The organism is Helcobacillus massiliensis, from assembly GCF_014191425.1.
GTDB lineage: Bacteria > Actinomycetota > Actinomycetes > Actinomycetales > Dermabacteraceae > Helcobacillus > Helcobacillus massiliensis.
This window is the reverse complement of the sequence record NZ_JACHWP010000002.1, coordinates 103,517-127,178: the sequence shown is the minus strand read 5'-3', so window position 1 is coordinate 127,178 and position 23,662 is coordinate 103,517. Positions and strand designations below refer to the sequence as shown.

Here is a 23,662-nt window from a genome sequence, read left to right as displayed (position 1 = left end):
CTCGGCCCGTGGAAGGATCACCCTTGGCTGCCTCGAGCACCGATCTGAAGAAGACCACAGCCCAGCTGACGCAGTCGCCTCGCGTGACGTTCGCAAAGCTCGGCGACCCCATTGAAGTACCTGACCTTCTGAGCCTGCAGACCAGCTCGTTCGACTGGCTTCTCGGCAACGAGAACTGGGAGGAGCGCGCCGCCGCAGCGGCCGCCGCCGGTCGCGAAGACGTCCCCCAGACCTCCGGTCTCGCGGACATCTTCGAAGAGATCTCCCCCATCGAGGACATCGCCGGCAACATGTCGCTGTCCTTCCGCAACCACTCCTTCGAGGCCCCGACCTACACGGTCGAGGAGTGCAAGGACAAGGACCTCACCTACTCCGCACCGCTGTACGTCACTGCGGAGTTCATGAACCACGAGACCGATGAGATCAAGACCCAGACGGTCTTCATGGGCGACTTCCCGCTCATGACCGACAAGGGTACGTTCATCATCAACGGCACCGAGCGCGTCGTCGTCTCCCAGCTGGTCCGCTCCCCGGGCGTGTACTTCGAGGAGTCCATCGACAAGACCAGCGACAAGCACATCTTCAACGCGAAGATCATCCCGAGCCGCGGCGCATGGCTCGAGTTCGAGGTCGACAAGCGCGACCAGGTCGGCGTCCGCATCGACCGCAAGCGCAAGCAGTCCGTCACCACCCTCCTGCAGGCCCTCGGCATGTCCAAGGCTGAGATCCTCGAGGAGTTCGGCGAGTTCGAGTCGATCCGCTCCACCCTGGAGAAGGACAGGATCTCCTCGCAGGACGAAGCGCTCATGGACATCTACCGCAAGCAGCGCCCGGGCGAGCCGCCCAGCCGCGATGCGGGCGAGACGATGCTCAACAACATGTTCTTCAACGAGAAGCGCTACGACCTCGCGAAGGTCGGCCGCTACAAGATCGGCAAGAAGCTCGGCCTGGAGGTCAGCCTCTCCGAGAGCGTTCTCAACGTTGAGGACATCGTCACCACCATCAAGTACATCGTCGCCCTGCACGCGGGCCTCACCGAGTTCACCGCCGAAGGCGGCCGCACGGTGCGCGTGGAGACCGACGACATCGACCACTTCGGCAACCGCCGCATCCGCGCGGTCGGCGAACTGATCCAGAACCAGGTCCGCACCGGCCTGTCCCGCATGGAGCGCGTCGTCCGTGAGCGCATGACCACGCAGGACGTCGAGGCGATCACGCCGCTGACCCTGATCAACATCCGCCCGGTCACCGCTGCGATCAAGGAGTTCTTCGGAACCTCCCAGCTGTCGCAGTTCATGGACCAGAACAACCCGCTGTCGGGCCTCACCCACAAGCGCCGCCTCTCGGCGCTGGGCCCGGGCGGTCTGTCCCGTGACCGCGCAGGCATGGAAGTGCGCGACGTCCACCCGTCCCACTACGGCCGCATGTGCCCGATCGAGACCCCGGAAGGCCCCAACATCGGCCTGATCGGCTCGCTCGCCACCTTCGCGCGCATCAACCCGTTCGGCTTCGTGGAGACCCCGTACCGCAAGGTCGTCGACGGTGTCGTCACCGACGACGTCGTCTACCTGACCGCCGATGACGAGGACCGCCACATCATCGCGCAGGCCAACGCCAAGATCGATGAGGACGGCCGCTTCCTCGAGGAAGCCGTGCTGGTGCGCCTCGCCGGCGGCGAGCCGGACCTCGTGGCCCCGTCGGACGTCGACTACATGGACGTGTCCGCACGTCAGATGGTGTCGGTCGCGACCGCCATGATTCCGTTCCTTGAGCACGACGACGCCAACCGCGCCCTCATGGGCTCGAACATGCAGCGTCAGGCCGTGCCGCTGCTGCGCACCGAGATGCCGCTGGTCGGCACCGGCATGGAGCGCCGCGCCGCTGTCGACGCCGGTGACGTCATCGTCGCTGAGAAGGCCGGTGTCATCGACGAACTGTCCGCCGACTTCATCAAGGTCCTCGCGGACGACGGCACCTCGCAGTCCTACCGCGTGAACAAGTTCGAGCGCTCCAACGCCGGCAACTGCTACAACCAGCGCGTGCTGTTCGACGAGGGCGACCGTGTCGAAGCCGGCTCCATCCTGGCCGACGGCCCCTCCACCGACTCCGGTGAGCTCGCGCTCGGCAAGAACCTGCTCGTGGCGTTCATGTCCTGGCAGGGCCACAACTACGAGGACGGCATCATCCTGTCCTCGCGCCTGGTCCAGGACGACGTCCTCACCTCGATCCACATCGAGGAGCACGAGGTCGACGCCCGCGACACCAAGCTCGGCAAGGAAGAGATCACCCGCGACATCCCGAACGTCGGTGAGGACGTCCTCGCCGACCTCGACGAGCGCGGCATCATCCGCATCGGCGCAGAAGTGCAGCCGGGCGACATCCTCGTCGGCAAGGTGACCCCGAAGGGTGAGACCGAGCTGACCCCGGAGGAGCGCCTGCTGCGCGCCATCTTCGGTGAGAAGGCCCGCGAGGTCCGCGACACCTCCCTGCGCGTCCCGCACGGCGAGTCCGGCACGGTCATCGGCGTCCGCGTGTTCAATGAGGACGAGGACTCCGACATCCTGCCCACCGGCGTCAACGAGATGGTCCGCGTGTACATTGCGCAGAAGCGCAAGATCACCGACGGCGACAAGCTCGCCGGCCGTCACGGCAACAAGGGCGTCATCGCGAAGATCCTGCCCGTGGAGGACATGCCGTTCCTCGAGGACGGCACCCCTGTGGACATCATCCTCAACCCGATGGGCGTGCCCGGCCGTATGAACATCGGCCAGGTGATGGAGACCCACCTCGGCTGGGTCGCCAAGTCCGGTTGGGAGCTCGACCCCGAGTCCGAGCACGCCAAGGAGCTGCCGGTCGCGTCCCACAAGGGCGAGCCCGGCACCCCGGTGGCCGTGCCCGTGTTCGACGGACTCACCGCTCCCGAGGTCAACAGCCTGATCGAGGCGCACTCGCCGAACCGCGACGGCGACCATGTCGTCGGCAACGACGGCAAGGCCCGCCTGTTCGACGGCCGCTCCGGTGAGCCGTTCCCGGACCCCGTCTCGGTCGGCTACATGTACATCCTGAAGCTGCACCACCTAGTGGACGACAAGCTCCACGCACGCTCGACCGGCCCGTACTCGATGATCACCCAGCAGCCGCTGGGCGGTAAGGCGCAGTTCGGCGGCCAGCGCTTCGGTGAGATGGAGGTGTGGGCCCTGGAGGCCTACGGCGCCGCTCACGCCCTGCAGGAGCTGCTGACCATCAAGTCGGATGACATCAACGGACGTGTGAAGGTCTACGAGGCCATCGTCAAGGGTGACAACATCCCCGAGCCGGGCATCCCGGAGTCCTTCCGCGTGCTCCTCAAGGAGATGCAGTCGCTCTGCCTCAACGTCGAAGTGCTGTCCTCGGACGGCAACAGCGTCGAGGTCCCGGAGGATGACGAGGAGGTCTTCCGCGCCGCGGAGGAGCTCGGCATCGACCTGTCCCGCCGTCCCCATGAGGGCGTCGGCACCGTCGAGGAACTCTGAGCCCGCTCAGACACCCCGACCCATCCAACTTTCACCTGCTTTTTTCGAACGAGAGAAGGACACACGTGCTCGACGTCAACCACTTTGACGAGCTGCGAATCGGCCTCGCAACGGCCGATGAGATCCGTTCGTGGTCCCATGGCGAAGTCAAGAAGCCAGAGACCATCAACTACCGAACCCTCAAGCCCGAGATGGACGGCCTCTTCTGCGAGCGCATCTTCGGTCCCACCCGGGACTGGGAGTGCTACTGCGGCAAGTACAAGCGCGTCCGCTTCAAGGGGATCGTCTGCGAACGCTGCGGCGTCGAGGTGACGAAGTCGGCCGTGCGCCGTGAGCGCATGGGCCACATCGAACTCGCCGCCCCGGTCACCCACATCTGGTACTTCAAGGGCGTCCCGAGCCGCCTCGGCTACCTGCTGGACCTCGCCCCGAAGGACCTCGAGAAGGTCATCTACTTCGCGGCGTACATGATCACCGAGGTGGACGAGGACGCTCGCAACGAGGACATGCCGGAGCTGCAGCAGCGCCATGACCTCGAGATCAAGGAGCTCGCCTCCGAGCGCGACGCCGCGATCAACGACCGCGCCCTCGCCGCCGAGAAGGACCTCGCCCAGCTCGAGGAGGAGGGTGCCAAGGCCGACGCCAAGCGCAAGGTCCGCGACTCCTCCGAGCGCGAGCAGGCGCAGATCCGCAAGAAGTACGACACCGAGATCGCCCGCATCGAGGCGATCTGGGACCGCTTCAAGAACCTCAAGGTCGCCGACCTCGAGGGCGATGAGCAGCTGTACCGCGCCATGAAGCTGCGCTACGGCACGTACTTCGAGGGCGGCATGGGCGCCGGTGCGCTCCAGAAGCGTCTGCAGGACTTCGACCTCGAGGCCGAAGCCGCGACGCTGCGCGACACCATCGCCAACGGCAAGGGCCAACGCAAGGCGCGCGCCCTGAAGCGCCTGAAGGTCGTCTCCTCCTTCCTGTCGACCTCCAACCAGCCCGCAGGCATGGTCCTCGAGGCGATCCCGGTGATCCCGCCGGACCTGCGCCCGATGGTGCAGCTGGACGGCGGCCGCTTCGCGACCTCCGACCTCAACGACCTGTACCGTCGCGTCATCAACCGCAACAACCGCCTCAAGCGCCTGATGGACCTTGGTGCGCCCGAGATCATCGTGAACAACGAGAAGCGGATGCTGCAGGAGTCCGTGGACTCCCTGTTCGACAACGGACGCCGCGGCCGCCCGGTCACCGGTCCGGGCAACCGTCCGCTGAAGTCGCTGTCCGACATGCTCAAGGGCAAGCAGGGCCGCTTCCGTGCGAACCTGCTGGGCAAGCGCGTGGACTACTCCGGTCGTTCCGTCATTGTGAACGGTCCGGAGCTGAACCTGCACCAGTGCGGCCTGCCGAAGGGCATGGCGCTGGAGCTGTTCAAGCCGTTCGTGATGAAGCGCCTGGTCGACCTCGGCCACGCTCAGAACGTCAAGGCCGCCAAGCGCATGGTGGAGCGCGCACGCCCCGAGGTGTGGGATGTCCTCGAAGAGGTCATCACCGAGCACCCGGTGCTGCTGAACCGTGCACCCACCCTGCACCGCCTCGGCATCCAGGCGTTCGAGCCGGTGCTCGTGGAGGGCAAGGCCATCCACCTGCACCCGCTGGTCTGTGCAGCGTTCAACGCTGACTTCGACGGTGACCAGATGGCTGTGCACCTGCCGCTCTCCGCGGAGGCGCAGGCCGAGGCCCGCATCCTCATGCTGTCCTCGAACAACATCCTCAAGCCGTCGGACGGCCGCCCGGTCACCATGCCGGCGCAGGACATGATCATCGGTCTGTACCACCTGACCACGGTCAACGAGGACGCGCTCGGCGCCGGTCGCACCTTCGGCTCCGTCGCCGAAGCGATCATGGCGTTCGACGCCGGTGAGCTGCACATCAACGCCCCGATCACCATCCGCTTCGAGGACATCGTCGCGCCGACCGATTGGGAGGCGCCGGAGGGCTGGAGCGAGGGCGACCCGATCCGCCTGACCACCACCCTCGGCACCGTGTACTTCAACGAGACCCTGCCTCTGGACTTCCCGTTCGTGCAGGGCCAGGTGGGCAAGAAGCGCCTCGGCACGATCGTCAACGCCCTGGCCGAGCGCTACGAGAAGGTGCAGGTCTCCGCATCGCTGGATGCGCTGAAGTCCTACGGCTTCCACTGGTCGACCTTCTCCGGTGTGTCGTTCGGTCTGGCCGACGTGGTCGCCCCGCCGAACAAGGCGGAGATCATCGCCAAGTACGAGGCGAAGGCCGCCCAGGTCGATGAGAACCGCGACCTCGGCCTCGTGTCCGAGGCGGAGCGCAACTCCGAACTGATCGACATCTGGACCGAAGCCACCAACGAGGTGGACGCCGCGATGCGCGCCAACTTCGAGCGCGACAACTCGATCTACCGCATGGTGGACTCGGGCGCACGAGGCAACTGGATGCAGATCCGTCAGATCGCCGGTATGCGCGGCCTGGTGAACAACCCGAAGGGCGAGATCATCCCGCGTCCGATCCTCTCGAACTACCGAGAGGGCCTGTCGGTGCTGGAGTACTTCATCGCCTCGCACGGCTCCCGTAAGGGCCTGGCGGATACGGCTCTGAAGACCGCCCAGTCCGGCTACCTGACCCGTCGTCTGGTCGACGTCTCGCAGGACGTCATCGTCCGCGAGCACGACTGCGGCTCCACCAAGGGCTTCACCATGCCGATCGGTGTGGAGGAGGGCGGCGTCGTCGTCCCGGCCGAGAACGTGGAGATCACCGCCTACGGCCGCTCCCTCGCGCAGCCGGTCCTCGCGGAGGACGGCACCGAGCTCGCCGCAGCCGGCGCCGATGTGGGCGACGTCCTCATCGAGAAGCTGGTCGCCGCCGGTGTCACCGAGGTCAAGGTCCGCTCCGTGCTCACCTGTGACTCCGCTGTCGGCACCTGCGCCATGTGCTACGGCCGCTCCCTGGCCACCGGCCAGATCGTCGACATCGGCGAGGCCGTCGGCATCATCGCCGCACAGTCGATCGGTGAGCCCGGCACGCAGCTGACCATGCGGACCTTCCACTCCGGTGGTGTCGCGTCCTCCGGCGGCGACATCACGCACGGTCTTCCCCGTGTGCAGGAGCTGTTCGAGGCACGCACCCCGGCCGGCTTCGCGCCGATCACCGAGGTCGCCGGCCGCGTCAGCATCGAGGAGACGGACAAGCAGCGCAAGCTCACTGTCACCCCGGACGACGGTTCCGAGCCCGTCAGCTACACCCTGTCCAAGCGCGTGTCGATGCTCGTCTTCGACGGCGACCACATCGAGGCCGGCCAGCAGCTCTCCCAGGGCTCGGTCGACCCGAAGCAGGTGCTGCGCATCCTCGGTCCCCGCGCCGTGCAGAAGCACCTCGTGGACGAGGTTCAGAAGGTGTACGTGTCGCAGGGTGTGGACATCCACGCCAAGCACATCGAGGTCATCGTGCGCCAGATGCTGCGTCGCAACACGATCGTCTCCTCCGGTGACACGAACCTGCTGCCGGGCGACCTCGTGGAGTCCGCTGCGTTCGTCGCCGAGAACCGTCGCGTGGTGGCTGAGGGCGGCGAGCCCGCAGCCGGACGTCCGGAGCTCATGGGCATCACCAAGGCGTCGCTGGCGACCGAGTCATGGCTGTCCGCGGCATCGTTCCAGGAGACGACCCGCGTGCTCACCGAGGCTGCTCTCAACCAGAAGAGCGACCAGCTGATGGGCCTCAAGGAGAACGTCATCATCGGTAAGCTCATCCCGGCCGGCACCGGCCTGCCGCGGTTCCGCAGCTTCGATGTTGAGCCGACCGAGGAGGCGAAGGCCTCGATGTACCAGGTCCCCGGCCTGGACGACTTCGGCTTCGGCGACTACAACGGCTCCGGCTCCTCGCTGAACCTGGACGACCTCGACTTCGGTGATCCGTTCCGCACGAACACGATCTGATCCGATGCGATCCTCGCACCCGTCGGCCCTCTGAGCCGGCGGGGTCGGGACGAGAGCGGCCGCTCAACCACCATGGTGGGGGAGTGGCCGCTCTCGTTCATCCTGGCGCACCACCGTCCGGCAGCGGGCCGCCGCTGGACGCCGCCGCTGGGTGCTGGCCGCGGCACGGTCGCCTGGGCCACATGGCCCCTATGGCCGCAGTTACACGAACCGTCAACCTTGGGTAAAGAGTCCGCCTGGCCGCATCTAAGAAGCGACCATGTCCCTCGTGCTCCGCGGCAGGGGTGCAGAGGATAGGGGATGTTCACCGATCAGACCTGAGGATGTGTCGTGAAGAAGAAGTCCCCCATCATCATCTCCGCCGTCGCGGGCGTTCTGCTCGCCGGCGGTGGCGGCACCGCCGCATTCGCCCTCTCCAACGAAGTCACTGTGGACCACTACGGTCAGCAGACCACCATCCGCACCTACGAGACGGATGTCGACAAGATCCTGGAGAAGCAGGGCCTCGACGTGAAGGACACGGACCGTGTCAGCCCGGCTCTGGACTCCAGCGTCAGCTCCGGCGACACCATCACCGTGGTCGACCGCACCGAGGCGACTGTGGTGGTCGACGGCAAGCCCCGCACCGTGCTCACCGAGGGTGAGACCGTGGAGGCTGCTCTGAACACCGCCGAGGTCAAGGCCGACGGAGCCGTCATCAGCCCGGCGCCCTCCGAGAAGCTCACCGATGGCATGGAGATCACCGTCACCACCCCGAAGGACGTCACATTCGTGGGCCAGAACGGCTCGTGGACCGCTGAGGGCACCACGGAGCCGACCGTCGACGCCGCTCTGAAGAAGTACTTCTCCGACTCCGTCACCGACGCCGACACCATCACGCCGGGCCGCGACACCCCCCTGACCGACGGCATGGTCATCACCATCGAGCGCCACCGCTCCGGCACGACCGAGAAGGTCGAAGCCATCGACTTCAAGACCATCACCCGCAAGGACGATTCGCTGCCCGAGGGCCAGAAGAAGGTCGTCACCAAGGGTGAGAAGGGTGCGCGCACCACCGTGATCCAGGAGGTCACCGTGGACGGCAAGGTCACCGAGACCAAGGAGGTCTCCTCGACGGTGACCAAGGAGCCGGTGGACGAGGTCGTCGTCGTCGGCACCAAGAAGGCCCCGGCGCCGCAGCCGACTCAGGCTCCGAAGCCGACCCAGAAGGCGGAGAAGAAGGCGTCCCCGAGCCCGTCGCGCTCCTCCGAGCCGGCACCGAAGAAGTCGAAGGCGCCGAAGAAGTCGGAGGCGCCGAAGAAGTCGGAGGCGCCGAAGAAATCGGCGGCCCCGAAGAAGTCGAAGGCGCCGAAGAAGTCTCCGAAGGCTCCGTCGGTCTCCAACGGCTCCACCTGGGACAAGCTCGCCCAGTGCGAGTCCGGCGGCAACTGGTCCATCAGCACCGGCAACGGCTACTACGGCGGCCTGCAGTTCAACCGCGGCACGTGGCTGGCCTACGGCGGCGACAAGTACGCCCCGACCGCCAATCTCGCCACCCGCGAGCAGCAGATCGACATCGCCAAGAAGGTCCAGGCCAGGCAGGGATGGGGCGCATGGCCGGCCTGCACCGCGAAGCTCGGCCTGCGCTGAGCATTCGGTCCGCTGCTGCGGCAGCACCCCGCACGCCCTGAATTCGGGGCCGCGGCACATCCTCCATATCAGTGAACGCACGGCCCCGTCGGCTCCTCTTCGGAGGGCGGCGGGGCTTCGTGCACCCCGCGGGGTCCTGCGGCTGAGGGGGCAGCCGGAATGCGCCCGACGGGTGCCGGCCGTCCGCGGTCCCGTTCGGGGTGCAATGTGATGTGCAACAGAACGAGGGAAGACCTTTGACCGGCCGTGATGGCCGTCGGTAAACTGACAAACTGTGTCATGGTTGCCCTCTGTGCGCCGCCTTCCGGGCCTGTTCGCAGAGCCGAATCGGGCGTCACGGTAGCCGGGACACCAGCGGATCCGTCCGCTGTGCGGGCCGGAGAGATCCGGGTCGCCCGGGTGGCGCACGCACGTGCGAGCATCCGAAAGAAGTTGATCTGACCGCCCGAACAGGGCGGGAAGCGATAGGAAAGAGAACCAGTGCCTACCATTCAGCAGTTGGTGCGCAAGGGTCGCCAGGACAAGTCGGCGGCATCGTCGACTCCCGCGCTCAAGGGCTCGCCCCAGCGCCGCGGCGTCTGCACCCGTGTGTACACCACCACCCCGAAGAAGCCGAACTCGGCGCTGCGCAAGATTGCGCGTGTCCGCCTCTCCTCCGGCATCGAAGTCACCGCCTACATTCCGGGCGTCGGCCACAACCTGCAGGAGCACTCCATCGTGCTCGTCCGCGGCGGCCGTGTGAAGGACCTCCCGGGCGTTCGCTACAAGATCGTCCGCGGTGCCCTGGACACCCAGGCAGTGAAGGGCCGCCAGCAGGCGCGCTCCCGCTACGGTGCGAAGAAGGAGAAGAAGTAATGCCACGCAAAGGTGCAGCTCCCAAGCGCCAGCTCGCCGTTGACCCCGTCTATGGCTCCCCGCTGGTCACTCAGCTGATCAACAAGGTCCTCCTCGACGGCAAGAAGACCGTCGCCGAGAAGATCGTCTACGACGCTCTCGAAGGCTGCCGCGAGAAGAACGGCCAGGATCCCGTCGTGACCCTGAAGAAGGCTCTCGACAACATCCGCCCGTCGCTCGAGGTCCGCTCCCGTCGCGTCGGCGGTGCCACCTACCAGGTGCCCGTCGAGGTCCGCGCTGGCCGCTCGACCACCCTGGCTCTGCGCTGGCTCGTGGGCTACTCCCGCGCCCGCCGCGAGAACACCATGACCGAGCGCCTCATGAACGAGATCCTCGATGCCAACAACGGCCTGGGTGCCGCTGTGAAGCGCCGCGAGGACACTCACAAGATGGCGGAGGCCAACAAGGCGTTCGCTCACTACCGCTGGTAATTCACACCGAAGAATTGGCAGCGGGGACGAGAAGAAGTCGCCCCCTAGCCAGAAAGGCAGCAGCCCGTGGCACTTGCAGTGCTCAGTGACCTCAGCAAGGTCCGCAACATCGGCATCATGGCCCACATCGATGCCGGTAAGACCACCACGACCGAGCGCATCCTTTACTACACCGGCGTCAACTACAAGATGGGCGAGACCCACGACGGCGCCGGCACCATGGACTGGATGGAGCAGGAGAAGGAGCGCGGCATCACGATCACGTCAGCCGCGACGACCTGCTACTGGCACGACAGCCAGATCAACATCATCGACACCCCCGGGCACGTCGACTTCACCGTTGAGGTGGAGCGTTCGCTCCGCGTCCTCGACGGTGCCGTCGCTGTCTTCGACGGCAAGGAGGGCGTGGAGCCCCAGTCGGAGACCGTGTGGCGTCAGGCTGACAAGTACGATGTCCCGCGCATCTGCTTCGTCAACAAGATGGACAAGATGGGGGCCGACTTCTTCTTCACCGTGAAGACGATCGTCGACCGTCTGAAGGCGAAGCCCATCATCATGCAGGTTCCGATCGGTGCCGAGGCGGACTTCCGCGGCGTCATCGACCTCGTCGAGATGAAGGCCTACGAGTGGCCGGACGTCTTCGAAGAGGACGCACCGGAGCTCGGCAAGAAGAAGGGGGACGACGCCTTCGGTCAGTACCAGAAGGAGATCGAGATCCCCGCTGAGCTGAAGGACACGGTCGATGAGTACCGTGCCAAGCTCGTCGAGGACGTCGCCGAGAGCTCCGAGGAGCTCATGGAGAAGTACCTCGAAGAGGGCGACCTCACCATCGAGGAGATCAAGGCCGGCATCCGCCAGCTGACGATCAACTCCGAGGCGTACCCGGTCTTCTGCGGCTCCGCATTCAAGAACAAGGGCGTGCAGCCGGTTCTGAATGCTGTGGTCGACTACCTTCCGTCCCCGCTGGACGTCCCCGCGATGATCGGTCACGACCCGAAGGACGAGTCCAAGGAGATCGAGCGCAAGGCCGACTGGAACGAGCCGTTCGCAGCGCTGTCCTTCAAGGTCGCTGCGCACCCGTTCTTCGGCTCGCTCACCTATGTGCGCGTCTACTCCGGCCAGGTGAAGCAGGGCGATCAGGTCCTGAACGCCACCACCGGCAAGAAGGAGCGCGTGGGCAAGCTCTTCCAGATGCACTCGAACCAGGAGAACCCGGTCGAGGAGGCCTTCGCCGGCCACATCTACGCGTTCATCGGCCTGAAGGACACCACCACCGGTGACACCCTGTGCGATCCGTCGAACCCGATCGTGCTGGAGTCCATGTCCTTCCCGGAGCCCGTGATCTCGATGGCCATCGAGCCGAAGACCAAGGGCGACCAGGAGAAGCTGGGCGTTGCTATTCAGCGCCTCGCCAAGGAGGACCCGACCTTCCAGGTCGAGCTGGACGAGGAGACCGGCCAGACGGTCATCCGCGGCATGGGCGAGCTGCAGCTCGACGTGCTCGTGGACCGTATGCGCCGCGAGTTCAAGGTCGAGGCCAACGTGGGCTCCCCGCAGGTCGCGTACCGCGAGTCCATCAAGCGCACTGTCGAGAAGTTCGACTACACGCACAAGAAGCAGACCGGCGGCTCCGGCCAGTTCGGTAAGGTCCAGATCACCTTCGAGCCGCTCGTGGACGCCGAGGACGGCGTGTTCTACGAGTTCGACAACCAGGTGACCGGTGGCCGCATCCCGCGCGAATACATCCCGAGCGTGGACGCGGGCATCCAGAGCGCCCTCGAGTCCGGCGTCCTCGCCGGCTACCCGGTGGTCAACGTCAAGGCAACCCTCATCGACGGTGCCTACCATGACGTGGACTCCTCGGAGATGGCGTTCAAGATCGCAGGCTCCATGGCAACGCGCGAGGCCCTCAAGAAGGCCCAGCCGATTCTGCTCGAGCCGATCATGGACGTCGAGGTCCGTACTCCTGAGGAGTACATGGGCGACGTCATCGGCGACCTGAACAAGCGTCGTGGTCAGGTTTCGTCGATGGAGGACGCGAGCGGGGTCAAGATCGTCCGTGCTCTCGTTCCGCTGTCGGAGATGTTCGGTTACATCGGTGACCTGCGTTCCTTCACGCAGGGTCGCGCAATGTACACCATGCAGTTCGACAACTACGCGGAGGTCCCCGGCAGCATCGCCGAGGAGATCATCGCGAAGACCAGGGGCGAATGAGCTTCCATCTCTGACACGTAGACTTCTGTCTGCATGTCGGTGTCCGGATCACATTCGGTCGGGGCCCGCTGCGGCGGGCCCCACCCACCGTTCAACAGAACAACCAACAACGTCCTAGGAGGACATCACTATGGCTAAGGCCAAGTTCGAGCGCAAGAAGCCGCACGTCAACATCGGCACCATCGGTCACGTCGACCACGGCAAGACCACGCTCACCGCTGCCATCTCCAAGGTGCTGCACGACCAGTACCCGGACCTCAACGAGAGCCGTGACTACGACCAGATCGACAACGCTCCCGAAGAGAAGCAGCGCGGCATCACCATCAACGTCTCGCACATCGAGTACGAGACCGAGAAGCGCCACTACGCTCACGTCGACGCCCCCGGACACGCCGACTACGTGAAGAACATGATCACCGGTGCTGCTCAGATGGACGGCGCCATCCTTGTGGTCGCCGGCACCGACGGCCCGATGGCTCAGACCCGTGAGCACGTGCTCCTCGCCCGCCAGGTGGGCGTGCCGGCTCTGATCGTTGCGCTGAACAAGTGCGACATGGTCGACGACGAGGAGATCCTGGAGCTCGTCGAGATGGAGGTCCGCGAGCTGCTCGGTTCGCAGGGCTTCGATGAGGACGCACCGGTCCACCAGGTCTCCGCTCTCAAGGCCATCGAGGGCGATGAGAAGTGGGTCAAGTCCGTGCAGGACCTCATGGCTTCCGTCGATGAGTACATCCCGGAGCCGGAGCGCGACATGGACAAGCCGTTCCTCATGCCGATCGAGGACGTCTTCACCATCACCGGTCGTGGCACCGTGGTGACCGGTAAGGTCGACCGCGGCAAGCTCGCCATCAACTCCGAGGTCGAGATCCTCGGCATTCGCGAGCCGCAGAAGACCACCGTCACCGGTATCGAGATGTTCCACAAGCAGATGGACGAGGCATGGGCCGGCGAGAACTGTGGTCTGCTCCTGCGCGGCACCAAGCGTGAGGACGTCGAGCGCGGCCAGGTCGTCTGCGTGCCGGGCTCCATCACCCCGCACACCAAGTTCGAGGCTCAGGTCTACATCCTGTCCAAGGACGAGGGCGGCCGTCACAACCCGTTCTACTCGAACTACCGTCCGCAGTTCTACTTCCGTACCACGGACGTCACCGGCGTCATCGAGCTGCCCGAGGGCACCGAGATGGTCATGCCGGGCGACAACACCGAGATGTCGGTCGAGCTCATCCAGCCGATCGCCATGGAAGAGGGCCTCGGCTTCGCTATCCGTGAGGGTGGCCGCACCGTGGGCTCCGGCCGTGTCACCAAGATCAACGCCTGATTCTCCTGAGAGACTCAGCGTCTGATTGACGCATAGCGGCGGCCCCGGGATTCGTTCCCGGGGCCGCTTCTTCATGCCCGATTCGCGGCCGGAGCTCTGTACCGTCGGCGCTGTGGCGCCGGTGCCGGGTCCCCGCGACCGCGGTGCCGGCAGCCCCGGGACTAAGGGGCTGGCAGCCCCGTGCGCCTGCCTCACCTCGCCGGGACGATTCGTCGTCGTAATCGGAGGGGGGATGAAGGCGTTTGATGCGCGCATACGTCAACGGATCGGTGCCGCACCCGCCGAGTCGTGCGTGCGGCCTCCGCCGAGTGAGTGCGGCGGCCGGCGGCGCGCTGAGGGCGGCGTACGAGCGGCGCCCTGCTGACCGCTTGTTGTCTGCGCTGCGGCCGTCGCATGCGAGCTCGGAGCAGCGCACTCGTACCCATTCCGGTAGCCGACGGGAGCACGCTCGGGTCCTGGATGACGATGAGGCCCCCACCGGGTGGTGGGGGCCTCATGGTGCTGAGCCGAGCAGAGCAGATGCCGGCTCGGGGAGTCAGGAGGGGGGGGGAGGTCAGCGCGAGCGGGGATCCTCACCCGACGGGGACCCGTCGGCGCCGGATGCGGAGGCTGCGCCGCGATTCGAGTCTCCGGGTGCGGGCGCAGCGCCGTCTGCTGCGTTGCCTGATGCGGCGTGCCGTCCGGGCTGCGCGGGCAGTCCGAAGCTGGGGCGGCGCGGCGCGGCATCGTCGGTGCCGAAGCGCGGATCGTGGGTCTGCCCGTTCGGCGCGGCTGCGGTTGAACCGCCGGCTGAGACCGGCGCGGAATCGTCCGGGTGCGGGGCGCGGTGGCGCGGCTGGTGCGCTGCACCGGACGGCGAGTGCGCCGAGTGAGGGGAGTGTGAGGACTGCGCCGGGTCTCCTGACTGACGCGAGCGACCGGAGGAGGGCTGGCCGTACCGGTTGTGCATCTCCGGGCTGATCGGCGCCGAGTCGCCGGTGCCGAATGCGCCATAGCCGAGCGCGATGCCCTTTTCCATGAGGATGCGTCGGGCGTCAGCGAAGTGGCGATGCTCCACCAGCAGTTCGTACTGCATGGGAATCGTCGACACCATCGAGGTGAAATCGCGCTGGCCCCGGTTCGAGGCATGCCGGATGATCGCCCACACCGTGAAGAACACGATGCCCATCAGCACCGAAGTGCCGAGCATGGACAGCCAGTTGCTGGTGAACAGGCCGAACAGCAGGCCGATGAACGTACCCATCCACAGGCCCGAGAGAATGCCTCCCATGATGACCCTGCCCCATGTCTGGCGGCCGGTCACGCGCTCCACGAGCTTCAGGTCCGTGCCGACGATCAGGGTGTGCTGTACGGGGAAGTCCTCATCGGCGAGGGCATCCACCATCCGCTGCACCTCCACATAGTCCCGCACCATCCCGAGGGACTGCGGGAACTCGAGGCGGAAGGCGCTCTGCATGAGTCGGCTGGATGCGGCCATCTGGCCCTGGCTGCTGGGATGCTGAGTCATGGCCCCAGGGTATAGGGAGCACCCGTCGGGGCCTTGGGTGTCCGCTCAGGGCGCAGGGCGAGCCGACGGCGCCCGCGGTGTGATGTGACCTGCTCCTTAGGGTGAACCCCTTGGCGGGCCGTCCGCATGATGGTTGAATGGATGAGTTGCCTGCGCGAGTCGACATGCCCGGTTCCATTCCCGTCTCTGGGGAATGATCACCGGATGAGGCTCAGCCCGAGGATGCGAACAGTGCGGTCTTGACCCTGAGTGCGCATCGGTCGAGGGACCAGTCGTAGGTGCAATGGGATCTGCCCACGGCGTTTCGATGCCCGCGGCACACTCGACACACCCGACCGCGGGTGTCGGGTGGGTCCCTGACCATGTCAACGCGGTTATGAAGAGAGAGAGTCAGACCAAAGCTATGGCGGGACAGAAGATCCGCATCCGGCTCAAGTCGTATGACCACGAGGTGATTGACAGCTCGGCACGCAAGATTGTCGATACTGTCACCCGCGCTGGTGCAACGGTTGTGGGCCCGGTGCCGCTGCCGACCGAGAAGAACGTCTTTGTTGTTGTTCGGTCGCCGCACAAGTACAAGGACTCCCGTGAGCAGTTCGAGATGCGCACGCACAAGCGCCTCATCGACATCGTCGATCCCACGCCGAAGGCTGTGGACTCGCTGATGCGCCTCGACCTGCCGGCGGACGTCAACATCGAGATCAAGCTCTGAGGTATCGGAACATGAGTAACGAACTGACAGGGCAGCGCGCAGCCAACGTCTCCGGCGTGCTCGGCACCAAGCTCGGCATGACCCAGGTCTGGGATGAGAACGGCGTTCTCGTTCCCGTGACCGTCGTGCAGGCTGGTCCGTGCGTTGTCACGCAGGTGCGCTCCGTCGAGACCGACGGCTACGACGCTGTTCAGATCGCCTACGGCGCGATCGACCCCCGCAAGGTCACCAAGCCACTGAAGGGCCACTTCGAGAAGGCCGGCGTCACCCCGCGCCGTCACCTCGTCGAGCTGCGCACTTCCGACGCCGCTGACTTCTCGCTCGGCCAGGAGATCGACGCCTCGGTCTTCGAAGCCGGCCAGAAGGTCGACGTCGTCGGCACCTCCAAGGGCAAGGGCACCGCTGGCGTCATGAAGCGCCACGGCTTCGCAGGCGTGTCGGCCACCCACGGCCAGCACCGCAACCACCGCAAGCCGGGCTCCATCGGCGGCGCATCGACCCCGGGTCGTGTTTTCAAGGGCCAGAAGATGGCCGGACGCATGGGCGGCGACCGCACCAGCGTGCAGAACCTCACCGTTCACGCGGTGGATGCAGAGAAGGGCCTCGTGCTCGTCAAGGGCGCCATCCCCGGCCCCAAGGGCGGCATCGTCCTGGTCCGCTCCGCATCGAAGACTTCGGCGAAGAAGGAGGCCTGAGAACCATGGCGAACCTGACTGTCGATGTTCTCGACCCCGCAGGCAAGAAGGCTGGCACCGCTGAGCTGCCCGCCGCGATCTTCGACGTTCAGACGAACGTCGCACTGATCCACCAGGTCGTCACGGCGCAGCGCAACGCTGCACGCCAGGGCACCCACAAGGCCAAGACCCGCGGCGAGGTCGCCGGCGGCGGCCGCAAGCCGTGGAAGCAGAAGGGCACCGGTCGCGCTCGTCAGGGCTCGATCCGCGCTCCTCAGTGGACCGGCGGTGGCATCGTCCACGGCCCGACCCCGCGCGACTACAGCCAGCGCACCCCGAAGAAGATGAAGGCCGCCGCACTGCGCGGTGCCCTCTCGGATCGCGCACGCTGCGGCCGCGTCCACGTGGTCACCGCACTGCTCGAGGGCGACACCCCGTCGACCAAGGCAGTTGTGAAGACCCTGTCCGCCATCTCCGACCGCAAGCACCTCCTGCTGGTGGTGCGCCGCGGCGACACGATCGGCGCTCTGAGCAGCCGCAACCTGAAGGACTCCCACGTCCTGTTCGCGGACCAGCTCAACACCTACGATGTCATGCTCTCCGACGACGTCGTCTTCACCTCCGGTGCTCTCGAGGACTTCGTGGCCGCTGCCATGCTGACCGCCTCGAAGTCCAAGGCCGCCGCGTCGGTCTCCGCTCAGGCTGCGCCTGCTGCTGAGTCCGCCGAGGTTGCTGAGGCGCCGTTCGGTGAGGGCTCCGCTGCTGCGCTGGCCGACGGCTCCGCACCCGAGGGCTACACCATCAAGGGCAACAAGGACTCGATGAAGTACCACACCGAGAAGTCGCCGTGGTACGGCCGCACCAAGGCCGAAGTGTGGTTCGCAAGCGAGGAAGCCGCTCAGGCTGCCGGCTTCGTGAACGCCGTTCGGTCCGCTGAGGAGGACGCGAAGTGACCGCGATCAACAAGGACCCGCGCGACATTCTGCTCGCGCCCGTCGTCTCCGAGAAGAGCTACGGTCAGATGGCCGAAGGCAAGTACACCTTCCTCGTCGACCGCAACGCCAACAAGACCGAGATCAAGATCGCCGTCGAGGAGATCTTCGACGTCAAGGTCGCCTCGGTCAACACCATCAACCGTGAAGGCAAGGCGCGTCGCACGCGCTACGGCATGGGCAAGCGCAACGACACCAAGCGCGCCATCGTCACGCTGAAGGACGGATCCATCGACATCTTCGGAGGCTCGGTCGCCTGAGGCGATCGAGACGACGAAGATTCACGAGAGAATCTGAGGAAACCCCATCATGGGAATTCGTAAGCACAAGCCGACCACGCCGGGCCGTCGCGGCTCGAGCGTCGCCGACTTCGTCGAGATCACTCGTAGTGTCCCGGAGAAGTCGCTGGTTCGTCCGCTGCACAAGACCGGTGGTCGCAACAGCAACGGTCGCATCACGTCGCGCTTCCGCGGCGGCGGCCACAAGCGTGCGTACCGTGTGATCGACTTCCGTCGCGCCGACAAGGACGGCGTGAACGCGAAGGTCGCGCACATCGAGTACGACCCGAACCGCACCGCCCGCATCGCCCTGCTGCACTACGCAGACGGCGAGAAGCGCTACATCCTCGCTCCGGCGAAGCTGCGCCAGGGCGACTGGGTGGAGAACGGCCCGAAGGCCGACATCAAGCCCGGCAACAACCTCCCGCTGCGCAACATCCCCGTGGGCACCGTTGTGCACGCCATCGAACTGCGCCCCGGCGGCGGTGCGAAGATCGCCCGCTCCGCCGGCTCGTCCGTGCAGCTCGTGGCGAAGGAGGGCCGCTTCGCTCAGCTGCGCATGCCGTCCGGCGAGATCCGCAACGTTCTCGCTGACTGCCGCGCCACCATCGGCGAGGTCGGCAACGCCGAGCAGGTCAACATCAACTGGGGCAAGGCAGGCCGTATGCGCTGGAAGGGACGTCGTCCCCACGTGCGCGGTGTCGTCATGAACCCGGTGGATCACCCCCACGGCGGCGGTGAGGGCAAGACCTCCGGTGGTCGTCACCCGGTCTCGCCCTGGGGCAAGCCCGAGGGCCGCACCCGCCGTCCGAACAAGCCGAGCGACAAGCTCATCGTGCGCCGCCGCCGCACCGGCAAGAAGCGCTGATAGGGAGATCCAGATATGCCACGCAGTATCGCCAAGGGTCCTTTCATCGACGACCACCTTCAGAAGAAGGTGGACGCTCAGAACGAGAAGGGCACCAAGAACGTCATCAAGACCTGGTCGCGTCGTTCGGTCATCACGCCGGACTTCCTCGGCCACACCTTCGCTGTGCACGACGGTCGCAAGCACGTGACGGTCTTCGTCACGGAGTCGATGGTCGGCCACAAGCTCGGAGAGTTCGCTCCCACGCGCACGTTCCGCAGCCACGACAAGGATGACAGGAAGGGTCGTCGCTGAGCTCCTCAGTGATGTTCAGAATCGATGACACCCACAGTTTCGAAAGAAAGCAGGACAGCAATGGAAGCCAAGGCGCAGGTGCGGTTCATCCGTATTTCGCCCATGAAGGCCCGGCGCGTCGTTGACCTCATCCGTGGCAAGAGCACCGTCGAGGCACTGGAGATCCTGCGGTTCGCGCCGCAGGCAGCATCCAAGCCCGTACTGAAGCTCCTGCAGTCCGCGATTGCCAACGCCCGCGTGAAGGCCGACCAGGCAGGGGAGCGCTTCGATGAGCGCGAGCTCGTCGTCTCCGCTGCATACGTCGACGAAGGCCCGACCATGAAGCGGTTCCAGCCCCGCGCTCAGGGTCGTGCATTCCAGATCAAGAAGCGCACCAGCCACATCACCGTGGCGGTCGCTCCCGCGAAGAAGAAGGAGACCCGCTAGTGGGCCAGAAGGTCAATCCGAACGGGTTCCGCCTCGGCATCACGACCGATCACACCAGCCGCTGGTTCGCTGACTCCACCAAGGAAGGTCAGCGCTACAGCGACTACGTGATGGAGGACGTCCGTATTCGCGAGATGCTCACCGAGGATCTCGAGCGAGCAGGCGTCTCCAAGGTCGAGATCGAGCGCACCCGAGATCGTGTCCGCATCGACCTCCACACCGCACGTCCCGGCATCGTCATCGGTCGCCGTGGTGCAGAGGCCGAGCGTCTGCGCGGAAAGCTCGAGAAGCTGACCGGCAAGCAGATCCAGCTCAACATCCTCGAGGTCAAGAACCCCGAGGCCGACGCACAGCTCGTCGCTCAGAACATCGCTGAGCAGCTCGCGAGCCGCGTGTCCTTCCGCCGCGCAATGCGCAAGGGCATCCAGTCCGCGCAGCGCGCCGGCGCCAAGGGCATCCGCGTCGCCGTCTCCGGCCGCCTCGGCGGCGCCGAGATGAGCCGCAGCGAGTTCTACCGCGAAGGCCGTGTGCCCCTGCACACCCTCCGTGCGAACATCGACTACGGCTTCTTCGAGGCGCGCACCGCCTTCGGCCGCATCGGCGTGAAGGTCTGGATCTACAAGGGCGACCTCACCGACAAGGAGCTCGCGCAGCAGGCCGCTCAGGCGCCTCGTGCGGGTCGCGGCGGCCGTGCCGACCGTTCGCGTGGTCGTCGCAACGAGCGCAACGCCGCTCGCCGTGAGCGCGGTCAGCAGCAGGATCGGGCCCCCCAGGCCGAGAACGCTGCAGCGAGCGCTCCCAGTGACAATGGAACGGAGGCCTGAGTCCAATGCTGATTCCGCGTAGGACCAAGCACCGCAAGCAGCATCACCCGAGCCGTCGTGGTCTCGCCAAGGGCGGCTACGACCTCGCGTTCGGTGATTACGGCCTTCAGGCTCTCGAGCCGGCCTACATCACCAACCGTCAGATCGAGGCTGCTCGTATCGCAATGACCCGCTACATGAAGCGTGGCGGCAAGGTGTACATCACCATCTTCCCGGACCGTCCGCTGACCAAGAAGCCTGCCGAAGTCCGCATGGGCTCCGGTAAGGGTTCGGTGGAGTTCTGGGTCGCCAACGTCAAGCCCGGCCGCATCATGTTCGAGGTCGCCGGCGTCTCCGACGAGGTTGCTCGTGAGGCACTGCGCCTGGCGATGCACAAGCTCCCCATGAAGTGCCGAGTTCTCAGTCGAGAGGGTGACGACATCTGATGGCTGCCGCAAAGCTCACTGCCGACGAACTGAACAAGATGGACGATGCGAAGCTCCTGGAGGAGCTCGCGAAGGCCAAGGATGAACTGTTCAAGCTTCGGTTCCAGTCCGTCACGCAGCAGCTGGAGTCCCACTCCCGCCTGCGTTCGGTCAAGAAAGACATCGCACGGATCTACACGATCCTGCGCGAGCGCGAGCTTGGCATCCGCCAGGCTCCGGGCTCGGCCGAGTGATCGAAGAACGAGGAAAGACGATGAACGAAAACGCACAGGCTGCTGACGAGCGGAACGACCGCAAGCAGCTCCGTGGCCTCGTTGTCTCCGACAAGATGGACAAGACCATCGTTGTCGAGGTGGAGGAGCGCGTGAAGCACTCCCTCTACGGCAAGGTCATGAAGAAGCACAAGAAGTTCAAGGCCCACGATGAGGAGAACACCGCCGGCATCGGCGACCGTGTCCGCATCATGGAGACCCGCCCGCTGAGCGCCTCCAAGCGCTGGCGTCTGGTGGAGATCATCGAGCGCGCCAAGTGATGCGCTGATCTCTCACGGAAACGGCCGGCATTCCCTTCGGGGGATGCCGGCCGTTTCGTCGTTCGGTGGGGGAGAGGCGGCGCCGTGCGGTCGAGCTCGGCAGCGTCAGCCGTCGAGGTCGACCACTTCGAAGCTGAGGAGACCCTCCGCCTTCGACATCGTCGTGCCCTCCGCGCGCGGCTGCCTCTTCGCGGCCCACGCGTCGAAGGAGGCGTCGTCGGCCCAGCGGGTGACGACGAAGTACGGCTGGCCCTCCTCAGCGGGCCGTAGCAGCTCAAAGCCTTCGAAGCCGGGCTCGGAGTCCACGGACTTCCGGCGTGCGGCGAACTTCGCTTCGAGGTCGGCGCCGCGGTCGGCGGGAACGGACAGCTGATTGATCTTGACGACGGTCATCGGGTGAGCCTCCTGGCAGGTGGGGATCCGTCGGCCGACGGGTGCTGACGGCCGGATGAGCCCAGCGTAGGCGCCCGCCCGAAGAGGACCGTCCAGCCGACGGGGGAGCGTCCACTCGAGGCCCCCTGGAAAAGTGCTGCGCGTAACCAACCACACACGCTCAGGCGAGCCCGAGCTGTTCCCATCCGCGGCGGGTCCGCGTAGACTAGAGCAGTTGCTGTGGGCCTCGGCCCACGCTCCGCTCGCGGTACGCGAACCTCGTCGGAGACCTTGGGTTCCCCTCATTGGGAGAGCCCCTGAGTCCGACAGAGGGGTTTTTTATGCCCGCGCGGAGGCAATTGTCCGATATCCGTTCCGCAAGGCTCGACAGCTGCCGGCCCCCACGGGGGCAGACGGCAAGAGAACCGGCGAGACGCAAGGAGAACGTTAGTGATTCAGCAGGAGTCGCGACTGAAGATCGCCGACAACACTGGTGCGAAGGAGATCCTCTGCATCCGTGTTCTCGGTGGCTCCGGTCGCCGTTACGCCGGCATTGGCGACAAGATCGTGGCGACCGTCAAGGACGCCATCCCGGGCGGCAACGTCAAGAAGGGCGATGTTGTGAAGGCCGTCGTGGTTCGCACCACGAAGGAGACCCGCCGTGCCGACGGTTCGTACATCCGCTTCGACGAGAATGCAGCCGTCATCCTCAAGACCGACGGCGAGCCGCGCGGCACCCGCATCTTCGGCCCCGTGGGCCGCGAGCTGCGTGACAAGCGGTTCATGAAGATCATCTCGCTGGCACCGGAGGTGCTGTGACATGGCAAGTATGAAGATCAAGAAGGGTGACCTCGTGCAGGTCATCTCCGGGCGCACCAGCGACGCAGACCGCATCGCAGCCCGCAACAAGACCCGCGCCGACAAGGGCAAGTCCGAACTCACCCCGGGTGACAAGGGCAAGCAGGGCCGCGTCCTCGAAGTCTTCCCCGACACGCAGCGCGTGATCGTGGAGGGCGTCAACCGCATCACCCGCCACAACAAGCCCGGCATGAACGGCCAGGCCGGTGGCATCGAGCAGGTCGAGGCCCCGATCCACGTGTCCAACGTGGCCATCGTGGATCCCGAGGACAACAAGCCGACTCGCGTGGGCTTCCGCGAAGAGACGGTTGAGCTCGAGAACGGCCGCACCAAGACGATGCGCGTCCGCATCTCGAAGCGCACCGGGAAGGACATCTGATGACTGAGACGACCCAGACCGTCCCCAGCCCGCGCCTGAAGGACCAGTACCGCAACGAGGTCAAGTCCTCGATGCAGGAGCAGTTCGAGTACGCCAACCCCATGCTCATCCCCGGCCTGACCAAGGTCGTCGTGAACATGGGCGTGGGCGACGCCGCTCGTGACTCCAAGGTCATCGACGGCGCCATCAAGGACCTCACCCTCATCACCGGCCAGAAGCCGCAGGTCACCCGCGCACGCAAGTCCATCGCACAGTTCAAGCTGCGCGAGGGCATGCCGATCGGCGCTCATGTGACTCTGCGCGGCAACCGCATGTGGGAGTTCCTCGACCGCCTCATCTCCACTGCCCTGCCCCGCATCCGCGACTTCCGTGGCATGTCGCCGAAGCAGTTCGACGGTGCCGGCAACTACACCTTCGGTCTCTCGGAGCAGGTCATGTTCCACGAGATCGATCAGGACCAGATCGACCGCGTTCGCGGCATGGACATCACGATTGTGACCACCGCGAAGACCGACGAAGAGGGACGCGCGCTGCTCAAGGCGCTCGGCTTCCCGTTCAAGGAGAAGTGAG

At 65.7% G+C, this 23,662-nt stretch carries 23 protein-coding genes; 21 read left to right on the top strand and 2 right to left on the bottom strand.

Features of this window, described 5'->3' with window-relative positions:
* The first annotated feature begins 23 nt into the window (after window positions 1-23).
* The 7 genes from rpoB to tuf all read left to right on the top strand — a co-directional run bounded on the left by rpoB (window position 24) and on the right by tuf (window position 13,951).
* Window positions 24-3,512 (top strand): DNA-directed RNA polymerase subunit beta, encoded by a 3,489-nt coding sequence (gene rpoB / locus FHX50_RS06155; protein ID WP_183375657.1) that lies wholly within the window; start codon window positions 24-26, stop codon window positions 3,510-3,512.
* Between the two features lie 65 nt (window positions 3,513-3,577).
* A complete protein-coding gene (locus FHX50_RS06150) occupies window positions 3,578-7,465 on the top strand; it encodes a DNA-directed RNA polymerase subunit beta' (protein WP_183375655.1) in 3,888 nt (1,295 codons plus the stop codon).
* 330 nt (window positions 7,466-7,795) lie between these two features.
* The gene (locus FHX50_RS12255) at window positions 7,796-9,094 is read left to right on the top strand and encodes a transglycosylase family protein (RefSeq protein WP_183375653.1); all 1,299 of its coding nucleotides are present in this window, start codon (window positions 7,796-7,798) and stop codon (window positions 9,092-9,094) included.
* A 480-nt stretch (window positions 9,095-9,574) separates the two neighbouring features.
* Window positions 9,575-9,949 (top strand): 30S ribosomal protein S12, encoded by a 375-nt coding sequence (gene rpsL / locus FHX50_RS06140; RefSeq protein ID WP_183375651.1) that lies wholly within the window; start codon window positions 9,575-9,577, stop codon window positions 9,947-9,949.
* Complete coding sequence (gene rpsG / locus FHX50_RS06135) at window positions 9,949-10,419, top strand: 30S ribosomal protein S7 (RefSeq protein ID WP_183375649.1); 471 nt, start codon at window positions 9,949-9,951, stop codon at window positions 10,417-10,419. Before rpsL ends, rpsG begins: the two co-directional genes overlap by 1 nt.
* 66 nt (window positions 10,420-10,485) lie before the next feature.
* Window positions 10,486-12,633 carry an elongation factor G gene (fusA, locus tag FHX50_RS06130; protein WP_183375647.1) on the top strand — a complete coding sequence of 716 codons (2,148 nt, stop codon included), beginning with the start codon at window positions 10,486-10,488 and terminating at the stop codon, window positions 12,631-12,633.
* A 130-nt stretch (window positions 12,634-12,763) separates the two neighbouring features.
* Window positions 12,764-13,951, top strand: coding sequence for an elongation factor Tu (gene tuf, locus FHX50_RS06125; RefSeq protein ID WP_183375645.1), 1,188 nt, complete (start codon window positions 12,764-12,766; stop codon window positions 13,949-13,951).
* Window positions 13,952-14,504: 553 nt separating this feature from the next.
* Here tuf and FHX50_RS06120 read toward each other — a convergent pair.
* On the bottom strand, window positions 14,505-15,458 hold the full coding sequence (locus FHX50_RS06120; protein WP_183375643.1) for a YflT domain-containing protein: 954 nt from the start codon (window positions 15,456-15,458) through the stop codon (window positions 14,505-14,507).
* Between the two features lie 403 nt (window positions 15,459-15,861).
* Here FHX50_RS06120 and rpsJ point away from each other — a divergent pair, with 403 nt between their 5' ends.
* Genes rpsJ through rpsQ form a run of 11 tightly spaced genes read left to right on the top strand, consistent with a single transcriptional unit; the run spans window position 15,862 to window position 21,483 of the window.
* A complete protein-coding gene (rpsJ, locus tag FHX50_RS06115; protein ID WP_183375641.1) occupies window positions 15,862-16,170 on the top strand; it encodes a 30S ribosomal protein S10 in 309 nt (102 codons plus the stop codon).
* Between the two features lie 11 nt (window positions 16,171-16,181).
* Window positions 16,182-16,865, top strand: coding sequence for a 50S ribosomal protein L3 (rplC, locus tag FHX50_RS06110; protein WP_183375639.1), 684 nt, complete (start codon window positions 16,182-16,184; stop codon window positions 16,863-16,865).
* Between the two features lie 5 nt (window positions 16,866-16,870).
* Window positions 16,871-17,797 carry a 50S ribosomal protein L4, sunset domain variant gene (gene rplD, locus FHX50_RS06105; RefSeq protein ID WP_183375637.1) on the top strand — a complete coding sequence of 309 codons (927 nt, stop codon included), beginning with the start codon at window positions 16,871-16,873 and terminating at the stop codon, window positions 17,795-17,797.
* On the top strand, window positions 17,794-18,096 hold the full coding sequence (gene rplW / locus FHX50_RS06100; protein ID WP_183375635.1) for a 50S ribosomal protein L23: 303 nt from the start codon (window positions 17,794-17,796) through the stop codon (window positions 18,094-18,096). Before rplD ends, rplW begins: the two co-directional genes overlap by 4 nt.
* 49 nt (window positions 18,097-18,145) lie before the next feature.
* Window positions 18,146-18,982, top strand: coding sequence for a 50S ribosomal protein L2 (gene rplB / locus FHX50_RS06095; protein ID WP_183375633.1), 837 nt, complete (start codon window positions 18,146-18,148; stop codon window positions 18,980-18,982).
* A 15-nt stretch (window positions 18,983-18,997) separates the two neighbouring features.
* Window positions 18,998-19,276: a 30S ribosomal protein S19 gene (gene rpsS, locus FHX50_RS06090; RefSeq protein ID WP_183375631.1), complete on the top strand. Its 279-nt coding sequence runs from the start codon at window positions 18,998-19,000 to the stop codon at window positions 19,274-19,276.
* Window positions 19,277-19,336: 60 nt separating this feature from the next.
* Window positions 19,337-19,702, top strand: a complete 366-nt coding sequence (gene rplV, locus FHX50_RS06085) for a 50S ribosomal protein L22 (protein WP_183375629.1) — start codon at window positions 19,337-19,339, stop codon at window positions 19,700-19,702.
* Complete coding sequence (gene rpsC, locus FHX50_RS06080; protein ID WP_183375626.1) at window positions 19,702-20,526, top strand: 30S ribosomal protein S3; 825 nt, start codon at window positions 19,702-19,704, stop codon at window positions 20,524-20,526. The genes rplV and rpsC overlap by 1 nt, the downstream gene beginning before the upstream one ends.
* A gap of 5 nt (window positions 20,527-20,531) precedes the next feature.
* On the top strand, window positions 20,532-20,951 hold the full coding sequence (gene rplP / locus FHX50_RS06075; RefSeq protein ID WP_183375625.1) for a 50S ribosomal protein L16: 420 nt from the start codon (window positions 20,532-20,534) through the stop codon (window positions 20,949-20,951).
* The gene (gene rpmC / locus FHX50_RS06070; protein WP_183375623.1) at window positions 20,951-21,184 is read left to right on the top strand and encodes a 50S ribosomal protein L29; all 234 of its coding nucleotides are present in this window, start codon (window positions 20,951-20,953) and stop codon (window positions 21,182-21,184) included. The genes rplP and rpmC overlap by 1 nt, the downstream gene beginning before the upstream one ends.
* Before the next feature lie 20 nt (window positions 21,185-21,204).
* Entirely contained in the window at window positions 21,205-21,483 is a 279-nt protein-coding gene (rpsQ, locus tag FHX50_RS06065; RefSeq protein ID WP_183375621.1) for a 30S ribosomal protein S17, read from the top strand.
* Between the two features lie 105 nt (window positions 21,484-21,588).
* Here rpsQ and FHX50_RS06060 read toward each other — a convergent pair whose 3' ends face one another.
* Entirely contained in the window at window positions 21,589-21,876 is a 288-nt protein-coding gene (locus tag FHX50_RS06060) for an antibiotic biosynthesis monooxygenase family protein (RefSeq protein WP_183375619.1), read from the bottom strand.
* 429 nt (window positions 21,877-22,305) lie between these two features.
* Between FHX50_RS06060 and rplN the strand changes: the two genes are divergently transcribed.
* Genes rplN through rplE form a run of 3 tightly spaced genes read left to right on the top strand, consistent with a single transcriptional unit; the run spans window position 22,306 to window position 23,661 of the window.
* Complete coding sequence (rplN, locus tag FHX50_RS06055) at window positions 22,306-22,674, top strand: 50S ribosomal protein L14 (RefSeq protein WP_183375617.1); 369 nt, start codon at window positions 22,306-22,308, stop codon at window positions 22,672-22,674.
* A 1-nt stretch (window position 22,675) separates the two neighbouring features.
* Window positions 22,676-23,092 carry a 50S ribosomal protein L24 gene (gene rplX / locus FHX50_RS06050; protein WP_183375615.1) on the top strand — a complete coding sequence of 139 codons (417 nt, stop codon included), beginning with the start codon at window positions 22,676-22,678 and terminating at the stop codon, window positions 23,090-23,092.
* Window positions 23,092-23,661, top strand: coding sequence for a 50S ribosomal protein L5 (rplE, locus tag FHX50_RS06045; protein WP_183375613.1), 570 nt, complete (start codon window positions 23,092-23,094; stop codon window positions 23,659-23,661). The genes rplX and rplE overlap by 1 nt, the downstream gene beginning before the upstream one ends.
* The last annotated feature ends 1 nt before the right edge of the window (window position 23,662 follow it).

Bases quoted from the DNA above. Each gene is read 5' to 3' on its own strand.
- rpsG (WP_183375649.1), top strand. From the start codon at position 9,949: ATGCCACGCAAAGGTGCAGCTCCCAAGCGCCAGCTCGCCGTTGACCCC.
- tuf (WP_183375645.1), top strand. From the start codon at position 12,764: ATGGCTAAGGCCAAGTTCGAGCGCAAGAAGCCGCACGTCAACATCGGC.
- FHX50_RS06120 (WP_183375643.1), bottom strand. From the start codon at position 15,458: ATGACTCAGCATCCCAGCAGCCAGGGCCAGATGGCCGCATCCAGCCGA.
- rpsJ (WP_183375641.1), top strand. From the start codon at position 15,862: ATGGCGGGACAGAAGATCCGCATCCGGCTCAAGTCGTATGACCACGAG.
- rplC (WP_183375639.1), top strand. From the start codon at position 16,182: ATGAGTAACGAACTGACAGGGCAGCGCGCAGCCAACGTCTCCGGCGTG.
- rplD (WP_183375637.1), top strand. From the start codon at position 16,871: ATGGCGAACCTGACTGTCGATGTTCTCGACCCCGCAGGCAAGAAGGCT.
- rplB (WP_183375633.1), top strand. From the start codon at position 18,146: ATGGGAATTCGTAAGCACAAGCCGACCACGCCGGGCCGTCGCGGCTCG.
- rpsS (WP_183375631.1), top strand. From the start codon at position 18,998: ATGCCACGCAGTATCGCCAAGGGTCCTTTCATCGACGACCACCTTCAG.
- rplV (WP_183375629.1), top strand. From the start codon at position 19,337: ATGGAAGCCAAGGCGCAGGTGCGGTTCATCCGTATTTCGCCCATGAAG.
- rplP (WP_183375625.1), top strand. From the start codon at position 20,532: ATGCTGATTCCGCGTAGGACCAAGCACCGCAAGCAGCATCACCCGAGC.
- rpmC (WP_183375623.1), top strand. From the start codon at position 20,951: ATGGCTGCCGCAAAGCTCACTGCCGACGAACTGAACAAGATGGACGAT.
- rpsQ (WP_183375621.1), top strand. From the start codon at position 21,205: ATGAACGAAAACGCACAGGCTGCTGACGAGCGGAACGACCGCAAGCAG.
- FHX50_RS06060 (WP_183375619.1), bottom strand. From the start codon at position 21,876: ATGACCGTCGTCAAGATCAATCAGCTGTCCGTTCCCGCCGACCGCGGC.
- rplX (WP_183375615.1), top strand. From the start codon at position 22,676: ATGGCAAGTATGAAGATCAAGAAGGGTGACCTCGTGCAGGTCATCTCC.
- rplE (WP_183375613.1), top strand. From the start codon at position 23,092: ATGACTGAGACGACCCAGACCGTCCCCAGCCCGCGCCTGAAGGACCAG.